Origin of the sequence: Prosthecobacter sp., from assembly GCF_044232965.1 — a bacterium.
GTDB lineage: Bacteria > Verrucomicrobiota > Verrucomicrobiia > Verrucomicrobiales > Verrucomicrobiaceae > Prosthecobacter.
On the sequence record NZ_JBIIKX010000045.1, the window covers coordinates 39,736 to 50,894 of the forward strand.

Genomic DNA, 11,159 nt, shown 5'->3' on the forward strand with positions numbered 1-11,159 from the left:
TCACCCTCGATCCATCGCACCTCATGAATGCACCACTTTCTCATCGTCGCGAGTTTTTGAAGACCACCAGCAGTGGCTTTGGTTATCTGGCCTTCGCGGCTCTCGCGCATCAGCAGGCGCTGCGGGCCAATCCAGCGGCTGGCCCCTTGATGCCAAAACAGCCGCATTTCACGCCAAGGGCTAAGCATGTGATCTTCCTGTGCATGCAGGGTGCGCCCTCGCATGTAGACACCTTTGATTACAAGCCTAAGCTCATAGCGGATGCGGGCAAGTCAGCGCCTTCGGCGGCAGGACGCTACGGCACGGCGAAACTGATGCCGCCACAGTGGAAATTTGGCCAACATGGCAAGAGTGGCCTGTGGATCTCCGAGTTGTGGCCGAATTTGGCGAAGCACGCGGATGATCTGTGCATGTTGAACTCGATGGCGACGGATTTGCCAGCGCATCCGCAGGCGTTCACACAGTTGCACACGGGCACGACGCAGTTTGTGCGTCCTTCGCTCGGCGCGTGGACGCTTTATGGTCTCGGCACGCAGAATCAGAACCTGCCGGGCTTTGTGACGATCAATCCGCCGGGCAATGCGACACGCACCTTTGGCAGCGCGTTCCTGCCAGCCATCTATCAAGGCACCAAAGTGGGAGGTCCGACGATTCCAGGGCTTCCGGCGGCGCTGGGGCGTCGTTTCGGCGGCGGCATGGAACAGGCCACAGTGGCGAACATCAAGAACAGCCGCTTCAACACCGAGGCGCAGCGCGCGCAGCTCGATCTGGTGCAGTCGCTCAACAAATCGACCATGCAGCAGGGCGGGGGAGTCAGCGCGGAAGTCGAGGGCGTGATCGAATCGTATGAACTGGCCTTCCGCATGCAGGCCGAGGTGCCGAAGGTGATGGACCTCACGAAGGAAACCGAGGCCACAAAGGCACTTTATGGCATCGGCGACGGCGAATCAGATACGTTTGGCAAGCAGTGCCTCATGGCGCGTAAGTTTGTCGAGGCGGGGGTGCGCTTCATCGAGATTACGCATGGCAACTGGGACCAGCATTTCAATTTGAAGGCGAGTCTAGAGCGCAATTGCAACCAGGTGGACAAGCCGGTGGCAGGATTGCTGGCGGATTTGAAAGCACGAGGATTGCTAAAGGACACGCTGGTCATCTGGGGCGGTGAGTTTGGCCGCACACCGCATTCGCAGGGCGATGACGGCCGCGATCACAACAACAAGGGCTTCACGATGTGGATGGCCGGCGGCGGTGTGAAAGGCGGGATGAATTACGGCATGACCGATGACTACGGCTACGAGGCGGTGCTGAACAAGATGCATATCCACGACTGGCACGCGACGGTGCTGGCGCTGATGGGCCTTGATCATGAACGACTTACCTATCGTTACGCGGGCCGTGATTTCAGGCTCACCGATGTCTATGGCACCGTGGCGAAGGAAATCATGGCCTGAATGTAGGTTTATAAGCAATGCACGCGTTGCATCCTCTGTGAATCGTCTTATGAATGACGTGCTGCATGGGAATACGCGCCACAGGATCCACCGCAATGCCGCCTGCCAATGATTTGGCCGGGATGATGGTGGCCGAAAACATAGAGCGGGCGCGCAGTCTGATCACCTCCGAGCTGCCAGAAGGCCTGCGTGCTTCAGCTCTGGCTCTGCTGCACGCTGTCTTGGTCAAAGTGGCTGTGGCGGAGCATTTTGATGCGTTTTGCGCGCATGCATTTTCGAAGCCGGAGTGGGCTGCGGTGGCGAGTCCGGTCATCGCGGAGATGTTTGAGCATGATGAGGACAAACTGGCGGAACTGGCGCGCATCCCGGACCTTGTGATCGAGCTTGGCAGCGGTCAGGCGACGGTGACCTGCATGGTGGCCGCGCGCTGGGCCGCGCGAGGAGAGACGCACCGTTTGACGCGGCTGGCTGAGTCGATCTCAGCCTCGCATGTTTCGAAAAATGCCTGTGCGGTGGAGGTGATGCTGGCACTGGCGGCGACGCTGGCCGTGACGCGCTTTTCAAAGGCCGAGCAGCTTTACAATGCCGCGCTGCAACTGGCCGGTGAAGAGCACCAGGAAGTGATCGCAGACGCCCAAAAGTGGCTGGCCGCAGGGCGTGTCGTGTGCAGCACCTCGCAGGAGGAGCGTGATTTCTGGGATGTGCGGTTGAGAAAGCCACGAACCGTCTGGACGTGGCAAAGTGGCAACGAACTGCGGGCTCTGGACACTTTGTCGGATCGTCTTACCCCGGACATGGAAGGGGCGGGTTTGTTCAAGGCGGTGGTTCCAGGGTGCTGGTGGGATTTGGCGATCAAATGCGCAAGTCAGCAGGAAAAGATGGGGGAGATGGCAAGGCAGAAGGAGATTGCTCAGTCTGCTGCGCCGCCACGAGCCGCACCGGAGCCTCAGCATGAGAAACCTGTGTTGGAAAACGCTTCACCTCAAGTCCAGCGAATGTCCAAAACCGGACGTGAGCGCGGATTGTTCCTGCTGGGCTGGGTCTGTGGCGCTTTGGCGATGGCGATCACTGTGGTGGCGCTGCCTGGGGAGTTTGTGCAGCGTGTCCTGGCTGGAATCGGCCCTGTGAAACCTGTCATGGCTTCTGCTATGGAGAAGGAAGCGTGGCGAAAGGGCAACCTGATGCGGATAGCCGCTGATTTGGCACCCTACGCAGAACAGCAGAAGGTCGCGAAGGCAGGACTGTGGCGGGATAACGAGAAGTTGCTGTCGGGCCAAAGTCAGGAGCTTCCCGAGGGCAGTCCGCAATACATGAAGTTTCTCATCTGGCTGCATCTGGACCCACCGGATGATGGGGAGGTTCGCAAGCGTGTTTCCAAGCTGTTGTTGGGCAAAATGAAGTCTGATGCCTTTTCGTTATGGGAGGAATTGATCTATCCTGGCTCGGCGAATGCTCCCGAGATCAAGCATGCCGCACGAGAAGCCATGGATGATCGGTCATTTCAATGGAGTGATGAGGACAAAAAGCGGCTTCGGGCGATGGCTTCGAGTGATTCTTGATTCCCACCTGCACCTGCCTGGCTAGTTGGGTGTGTTTTTTGATCTGGATGCTTATTGAGCATCAATCATTTGAGGGGCGTGACGTGTTCGCCAGTTTCAAAAAACGTATCAGGATGCCATGTTAAGTATAGTGTGGAATTTATGAAAGCTTGCTATATTAGCTAATGTATCCAAACAATATACCCCATAAAATAAAATTACCAGATTTTTCAGAATGTTTTTGCAATTTTGCGCCACAACTGTTAGAGTTTATTCATGAATGTGAAAATGCTGCATCAAAACAAGTCTCGTGGCCCGCTCTGCAAATAGGATTCAATGCTCTCTTATGATTGAGGAACTCCAGCAATTTGGCAGCCTTTCCGTGGCGCATCGAACCGGCGGTGCTCCGGTGGAATTGATGCGATCCAAGGATGAAGTCGTTTTTCTGGCGTTCGACAACCGCATTCGCCGTCTGGTGGAGCTGCATGTGCTGCGCGGTGGCAGCACGCTCGACGCTGCGCTGAAGCGCTCGGCTTTTGACCGGGCTCGTCAGGCATCCGAGATACGGGGGCATTCCTTCATGCGCATTCTGGAGGTCGGTGAGGATCAGGGGTTGGTATATTATACCAGCAACCTCAATGATGGTGAGTTCATCGACGATTACATCAAGCGTCGGGGTGCCCTGGCTCCTGCGACAGCGCTGGCGATGGCTTATCAGCTCCTGGACGATTTGCTCCAGTTGCGGGGGTATCAACGTCTGGTCTCCCGCATGCACCTGGATCGCGTCTTGGTGACGACTCTGGAGGACACTTTTTTGCAACTACGCATCTTTGACTACGGATTGTCTCAAATGGACACCGTCTCCGAGGAGCCGAACGGTGCCAGGCTTGTGGTGGAGGCGTGCCGTTTGATTTTCCAATTGCTGACCGGCCAGGGGGATGCTGGTGGGAATCCAGACCGTTTCCCAGCGCTCACCCAGTTGCCAATGAACCTCCGCATCACCGTGCGGACTGCTCTGACCGATCCTGCCAACGCGCCTACTTCGATTGAGAAGCTGCGTGATGATGTGCGCGAGGCATTCAGCGCCTTGGTCAGTAGCATCCAGGCCCGTAATCTGCGCAAGCAACTCGTGGTGAATGCCTCCCTGCTGCCTCAGTCCCAGCTTCAGGAGCTCCTGCTGGAGAACGTGCCGGTGGAAACGATCATGGGAACCCGGTTTCGGGTCGAGGATGCGGAGCACACGCGCCGCTACCCATTCTCGATTCCTGCGGTCAATGTCAAGGCTGAACAGCCTGTCACGGTCCATCTCCTGCCCCCCTCGCGGATTGTCGAAAAAACGCGCTATGAGGCGGTGCCGCTGCAAATGTGGCGGTTCAATCCGGAGCGGCATCCGAACATTCTGCGTTCCCTCAGCCTGTGGGAGAGTCCTGACTGGACGTTCCTCACCGAGGAGCGCGAGCCGGGGTTCGCGCTCAGCCGCCTGATGGCGGAACGTCTCACGCTGAATCCCGCCGAAGTCTTGGTGTTGATGCGCCAGATCCGCGCCGGTCTTGACCAGGCGGTGGAGTGCGGCGTGCAGCGTGTGGACCTGCATCCTTCGAACATCCTGCTGCGGGTGGGTAAAAACGGACCCCTGCTGGCGCGTGAGCTGGAGCGCTTGATGCAGAAGCGCCTGGACGCGTGGCCGACATTTGTGGTGAAACTCCGTCCACACATGACAATGCGCAGCCTTTACGAGCCGCTGCTGTTGGACATGGACATCACGGACGCGCCGCAGGAGGAGCATTTGATGGACCGTGATTTCCGTCATCGCTCGTTTGTTACTTTGGCGGCTTATTTGCTGACAGGTGAGCGGCAGAGCGGCGGAGCACCGCAATTTCCTGAGTCCGTGCCTGAGGCTGCGGCCACCTACGTGCGTGAGTGCTCGGAACTGGCACGTCGCGCGGGGAAAACCCCAAGTCCGGGCGAGTTTATTGAGAAATTTGAGAGCCTGCTTTCCGCTCCGAGGGTGGATCTTGCCACGCGTCTGCGCGGCAGTTCTGTGGCGGTCGAGGAAATGGAAAGTGTCGGCTCAGTTTCGGATTTCGATGAGGACTGGAGTGCCAATGATGACACGGTTGACGGTCTGGACGATGGCATGGTCTCTCCGATCAAGCGTGGTATCAAGACGCATGAGTTCAATCCTTTGAACGTTCAAAAGCGCGGCCTTCCCTGGGGGGTGATTGCTGCTGCTGCGGTGGTGGTTCTTGGCATTGGCGGCTGGATGTTGATGCCTGGTGAGAAGCCCGTCACCCCGGTGACGGCCGCCGAGGCATCGCCCGGAGTAGAGGCTCCATCGAAGCCGATTGCTCCAAAGCCGTCTCCTGCTTTCGTGGCCGCTTCTTCGAAGGATTCAGATGAAAACAAAAAGCAAGCTCCTGCGGGGAAAATTGCCGCGCCGCCGGTCAAGCCCGCGGTAGTCGCGGTAAAAACACCTTCGCCTGTGGTTAAACCTCAGTCGCCAGTCGTGGCGGCACCGGTCGAAACCAAACCAGATGCCAAACCCGTGGAGATGGCGGTGGTTCCGCCGCCTGCGCCGGTGCTGAAGTCGGACAAGCCGGCTGCCGAAACTGCCGAAAAGCCTCCTGTGGTCATTCCGCCGTCGGTTAAGGATCCCATCACGATTCGTCGTGCGATCGTTCCTACTAAAGAAGAAATTGAGCGCATGAAGCAGGGGCATGTTGAGAACCGCACAGGTCGGCTGCCCGCAGTTTCCACCGCGTCGCCTCTGCCGCCGAAAACATAAACAATCCGTGACCGCATCTGCCTGTATTGAGCCTCCTTTGCTTTCAACCCGTGGGAATCCTCACGAAAGGTTGGATTTTGCTTGGACTCAAGGCTCACTCACAGGTAAAAGTTCCGTCGTGGTGATGAGCGACGCAAGCAAGGCCGACTCGATAGAAAAGCCTGGGGAACTCCAGGCAAATGATCGTTGGCCTGGTTGTGTGGCTCCCGTTCCACCATTCCACGTCAAGGCTGACAACACTTCCGCACCCCTTAACCGAGCAACCAGGAGAGACTGATGAAGGTCAACAACACAATTGTTATTTCAATCGGACAGGCAGGCAACCAGATCGCCGCGTCTTTCTGGAAAACCATCTGCCAGGAGCACGGCATCGACCCGCTGACAGGCCAGACGGCCCAGGGGCAGGCACCACGCGGGAACTGGAGCGCGTTCTTCACTAAGCTGGGCGAGTCCACCTCCGGCAGCTATGTGCCGCGTGCCATCATGGTCGATCTGGAGCCCAGCGTGATCGACAATGTGAAGGCGACCTCGGGTTCACTCTTTAATCCTGGCAATCTGATCAGCCGAACCGAAGGCGCGGGTGGGAATTTCGCCGTTGGTTATCTGGGTGCCGGACGCGAGGTGCTTCCAGAGGTCATGGGCCGCTTGGATGCTGAGATCGACAAGTGCGACAATGTCGGCGGTATTATTGTGCTGCACGCCACGGGCGGTGGCTCCGGCTCCGGCTTCGGTGCTCTGTTCATCGAATCCGTTAAAGAGAAGTATCCTGAGTTCCCTGTCTTGAGCTGTGCGGTGCTGCCTTCTCCGCAGGTTTCCTCGGTCGTCACGGAGCCTTACAACACGGTCTTCACCCTCAACACGCTGCGCCGCTCCGCTGATGCCTGCCTGATTTTTGACAATGAGGCGCTGTTCGAACTCGCGCACCGCAAATGGAACATTGAAAGCCCCACGGTGGATGATCTGAATCTGCTCATCACCGAGGCGCTTGCCGGATTGACGGCATCCATGCGTTTTAGCGGTTTCCTCACCGTTGAGATCAGTCTGCGCGAGCTGCTCACCAATCTCGTGCCGCAGCCTTCGCTGCACTTCCTCATGTGCGCCTTCGCGCCGCTCACCCCGCCGGACCGCAGCAAATTCGAGGAAATGGGCGTGGAAGACATGATCCGCAGCTTGTTTGACAATGGTTCTGTCTTCGCTGCCTGCTCGCCGATGGAAGGCCGCTTCCTCAGCACCGCCGTGCTTTACCGTGGCATCATGGACGACAAGCCGCTGGCCGACGCCGCCCTCGCCGCGATGCGTGAGCAGCTTCCGCTCACTTACTGGATTCCCACGGCGTTCAAGATCGGCTACGTCGAGCAGCCGGGCGTTTCGCATCGCAAGAGCATGGTGCTGCTTGCCAACAACACCGAGATCGCCCGCGTGCTGGACCGCATCTGCCACAACTTTGACAAGCTCTGGCAACGCAAGGCCTTCGCCAACTGGTACCTCAATGAAGGCATGTCCGAGGAGCAGATCAACGCCCTGCGCGCCTCGGCCCAGGAGCTTATTCAGAGCTATCAGGTCGCTGAGGAAAGCGGCGCCAAGGCCAAGGTGCAGGACAGCTCGGCGGACATTCCGCGCGGCAGCGCCAGCCTGGATGACAGCCGCGCCGGCATGAGCCTGCGCGACCTTGTGGACCGTCGTCGCGCGTAACAAATCGAATCAGGCAACAGCAACAACAGTTTGGAGGAACACCCGTGAGAGAGATTCTGAGCATTCATGTCGGACAGTGTGGCAACCAGATCGCCGACCGTTACTGGCGGCTCGTGCTTCGTGAGCATGGCCTGACCGAGGCCGGCACACCTAAGGAGGGCAGCAATGCCGCGTCCAATGCCAACATGGAGGTCTTCTTCCATAAGGTGCGTGACGGTAAGTACATCCCCCGGGCTGTCCTCATCGACCTCGAGCCTGGCGTCATCGCCCGTATCGAAGGTGGCGACATGGCGCAGCTTTTTGACGAAAGCTGCATCATCCGCAAAATCCCTGGTGCCGCCAACAACTGGGCGCGTGGTTACAACGTCGAGGGAGAGCGCATCATCGACCAGATCATGAACGTGATCGACGCGGCGGTGGAAAAAACTAAATCGTTGCAGGGTTTCCTCATCACGCACTCCATCGGCGGTGGTTCCGGCTCCGGTCTTGGTTCCCTCATCCTTGAGCGCTTGCGTCAGGCTTATCCGAAAAAGCGCATCTTCACTTTCTCGGTCGTTCCTTCGCCGCTTATCTCCGATTCCGCGGTCGAGCCTTACAACGCGGTGCTCACGCTTCAGCGCATCCTCGACAACGCCGACGCCGCCGTGCTCCTCGACAACGAGGCGCTCTTCCGCATCGCCAAGTCGAAGCTGCATCGCAGCCCGAACTACATGGACCTCAACCACATCATCGCGCTCATCATGAGCTCGGTCACGGCGTCCCTGCGCTTCCCTGGCAAGCTCAACACCGACCTCAGCGAGTATGTGACCAATCTGGTGCCGTTCCCCGGCAACCACTTCCTCACCGCCTCGTTCGCGCCGATGCGCGCTCCGGGCCAGGAAGGTCAGGTGCGCATCAATTTCCCTGACATCGCCCGTGAGACCTTCTCCCAGGACAACTTCACCGCCGCCATCGACTGGCAGAACGGCGTCTATCTCTCCGCCTGCGCCCTCTTCCGTGGCGATGTGAAAGCCAAGGAGGTCGAGGAAAACATGGCGGCCATCCGCAAGACACTCAACTTCGCCAGCTATGTCCCCACCGGCGTGAAACTGGGCGTCGCCGAGACCGCACCGGAAGGTTTCGCCTCCAGTGGTCTTGCCCTCGTCAATCACACCGGCATCGCCGCCGTCTTCGAGCGTCTCATCAGCAATTTCGACATCATGTTCGACAACCATGCCTACACGCACTGGTATGAGAACAACGGTGTCTCACGCGACATGATGGCCCACGCCCGCAACACCATCGCCAACCTCGCCCAATCTTACCGCGACGCGAGCTGACCGTCTGACGGCCACAGCGACTGCCGCGCGAAAAACTGCCCCCCTCAACCGTGGATACTGCACTGGAGCGCCAAATTGCCTCCGCCTCCCGCAGCGTCGAGGAGGCGCGACGGCTTGCGTATCACGATCCCATCCGGGTCGGGGCTCTGGTGGAGCAGATCAGCGTCCTTGCTGACCTGCGCCAGAAGGAGGGGGACTTCCGCAAGGCCGAGTCCCTTTACCGCGAGGGATTGTTTCGTGCCCAGGAACTGCGCAAACAAGACCCGGACCTCCTCACCGGCATCTATTCGTTGCTCGCACATCTCTATGACCGCTGGGGCCGCATGGACAAGGCGGCGGAATTCTACGAAAAGGCGCTGCAAATCAGCATCGACAACGGTTTGGACGACAGCGACAAGGTTGCCACCATCAAGAACAACCTGGCGATGATCTTCAAGCAACTCCGCCAGTTTGAAAAGGCGGAGCGCTACTACTGCGAGGCTTTGGAGACTTTCCAGCGGCTCGATGGCGAGCAAAGCTCACGAGTCGCCTCCGTGTACAACAACCTCGGTGTGCTCTACTACAGCAGCATGGACGTGGACCGTGCCCAGGCCATGCATGAGCGAGCGCTTGGCATCCGGCAGAATCTCAACGAGAGCCAGATGGACCCTGCGGACCTTTCCCAAACTTTCATCAACCTGGGTGCCGTGTACAAGGCGTCAGGTGATTTTCAAAAGGCGGAGGCCTGTGTGGACCGTGCCAAGCGCATTCGCGCCGCGATGAACGGCTATCATCCCAATCCCCGTCGTTCCGCCTCCCTGCTCATCGACAAGAGCTTGTGACACCGGTGGCGCTCACAAGGCGCGTTGGAGGAATGTTTTCTCCTCTGGCAGCAGCAGCAGCGGAGGCACACGTTCGACGAGGCGGAAGACGCGGCCCGGATCACCACCGCAGCCTTTCAAAAGACTGGCATACACCACTCGCTGACCGGCGGGGAGATTTTCCGGTCGGGCGATCTTGGAAAGCGCGGCACGCACCTTCTCAGGCTGTCCTTGGCGATGGGCGGAGAGCGCATGGACGAGATGAAATAGGTCTGCTTTCCCACTGTTGCCCGCCTCACTCCTTTCTTGAAGTTTTTGCTGGGCGATCTCGATCTGCGTGCCGATGAGCATTTGCAGATAAAGGTTTTGAAGTTGGAGCGCTGCGTTCTCGGGTTTCTGCTCCAGCAGGCTGGCACAGGCTCTCAGCATGGCGGGGCCGTCATGCTGTGACTCAGCCAGTTCGTAAAGTTTTGCCAGCATGGCCTGGCGGTTATTTGGGTGTTTGACCGCGAGCGCCTGATAGCAGCGCTCAGCCAGCTCCCACTGGCCGAGCTGTTCGGCCAGGCGCGCGGCTTCGAGCGTCTCCGCCAGATTTTCACCACGTCCGGCCTCTTCAAAAACACGCGTGAGCGTTTGGACGGCGCGGGTCGGGTCGTTTTCGAGGTTGGCCTGGGTTTCTGCCAGCCAGAGCCGGATTTTCTGCGCGGAGAAGGCCGTGTCGATGCCGCCGGATTTTAACAACCGGCCAAGTTCCTGCCATTTGCCCTCGCCACGCAGGGCGCTTACATAGTACGGCAGCAGGCTGGTGTGACGCGCGGCCATCGGCGCTGGCACCAGGCGCAGGATGAGCGCGTGCTCCCGCTCCTGTGCCAGCCAGGCCAGCAGTGGTGCCGTTTCGGCGGGCGGCCGGTTGCTCCAGCGTCTGATTTCCGCCTGGAGGATGTCATTCCTGAGTTGCGGGCTGATGCGCATTTGGGCGGAAAGCACCTTTAGGTGGGCGCTGGCCTTGGCTGAGTCCGCTCCCTGGGCCTGTTCCACGAGATCAAGCAGCTCTTTGGCCCTGGGCGCGGTGAGATCCCGGGTTTGCGCCAGTAGTTCGATGGCATCCAGCGCCCGTGCGCCGCTGTGCGCGGCTTTCCATAGTCTTTCCCGGATGGACTCGCGTCGTCCGGGGTCGTTGCTGGAAAGATCTGCCAGGGCCAGTTCCATCAGCACCTCTGAATTGTCGGGATCATTCGTTAGAAGGGTGCGCAAGGTGTCCGCAGCTTCGTCCGGCCTGCCATCGGCGGCGAGAATGTCTGCCTGGAGCCTCAATCCTGCGGTTTGCCGGAGTGTCTGCTCCGGCAGTTGGGCCAGCAAATCCCGTGCCTTGGAAAGATCGCCCTGACGGATGTGGATACGCCCTAGCAACGCAAGATCCGCTGGGGTTGCCGCCCCGGTTTGCCGCAGCCGGTTGATGAGGGCCATCATGGTGCGCGGGTCTCCTTCGGCGTGGTAAATGAGGTCAAGGCTGGCATGCAGCACGTCGGGATCATCGGGAGCCCAACGGCTGGCCTCCTTCATCTCACGGATCG

At 59.0% G+C, this 11,159-nt stretch carries 7 protein-coding genes; 6 read left to right on the top strand and 1 reads right to left on the bottom strand.

All coding sequences use genetic code 11. From position 1 onward, the window contains the following. The first annotated feature begins 23 nt into the window (after window positions 1-23). From ACILSI_RS17465 to ACILSI_RS17490, 6 genes are all read left to right on the top strand, one after another. Complete coding sequence (locus tag ACILSI_RS17465; RefSeq protein ID WP_395723189.1) at window positions 24-1,451, top strand: DUF1501 domain-containing protein; 1,428 nt, start codon at window positions 24-26, stop codon at window positions 1,449-1,451. 374 nt (window positions 1,452-1,825) lie between these two features. After that, complete coding sequence (locus ACILSI_RS17470; protein WP_395723190.1) at window positions 1,826-3,010, top strand: hypothetical protein; 1,185 nt, start codon at window positions 1,826-1,828, stop codon at window positions 3,008-3,010. A 325-nt stretch (window positions 3,011-3,335) separates the two neighbouring features. Further along, window positions 3,336-5,774 (top strand): hypothetical protein, encoded by a 2,439-nt coding sequence (locus ACILSI_RS17475; RefSeq protein WP_395723191.1) that lies wholly within the window; start codon window positions 3,336-3,338, stop codon window positions 5,772-5,774. 276 nt (window positions 5,775-6,050) lie between these two features. Then, window positions 6,051-7,466 (top strand): tubulin beta chain, encoded by a 1,416-nt coding sequence (locus ACILSI_RS17480; RefSeq protein ID WP_395723192.1) that lies wholly within the window; start codon window positions 6,051-6,053, stop codon window positions 7,464-7,466. A gap of 44 nt (window positions 7,467-7,510) precedes the next feature. Beyond that, window positions 7,511-8,785, top strand: coding sequence for a tubulin beta chain (locus tag ACILSI_RS17485; protein WP_395723193.1), 1,275 nt, complete (start codon window positions 7,511-7,513; stop codon window positions 8,783-8,785). A gap of 50 nt (window positions 8,786-8,835) precedes the next feature. Further along, entirely contained in the window at window positions 8,836-9,606 is a 771-nt protein-coding gene (locus ACILSI_RS17490) for a tetratricopeptide repeat protein (protein ID WP_395723194.1), read from the top strand. 12 nt (window positions 9,607-9,618) lie between these two features. On the opposite strand, the gene ACILSI_RS17495 is transcribed toward ACILSI_RS17490, so the two are convergent. Next, a partial coding sequence (locus tag ACILSI_RS17495) for a tetratricopeptide repeat protein (protein ID WP_395723195.1) occupies window positions 9,619-11,159 on the bottom strand: 1,541 nt, incomplete at its 5' end.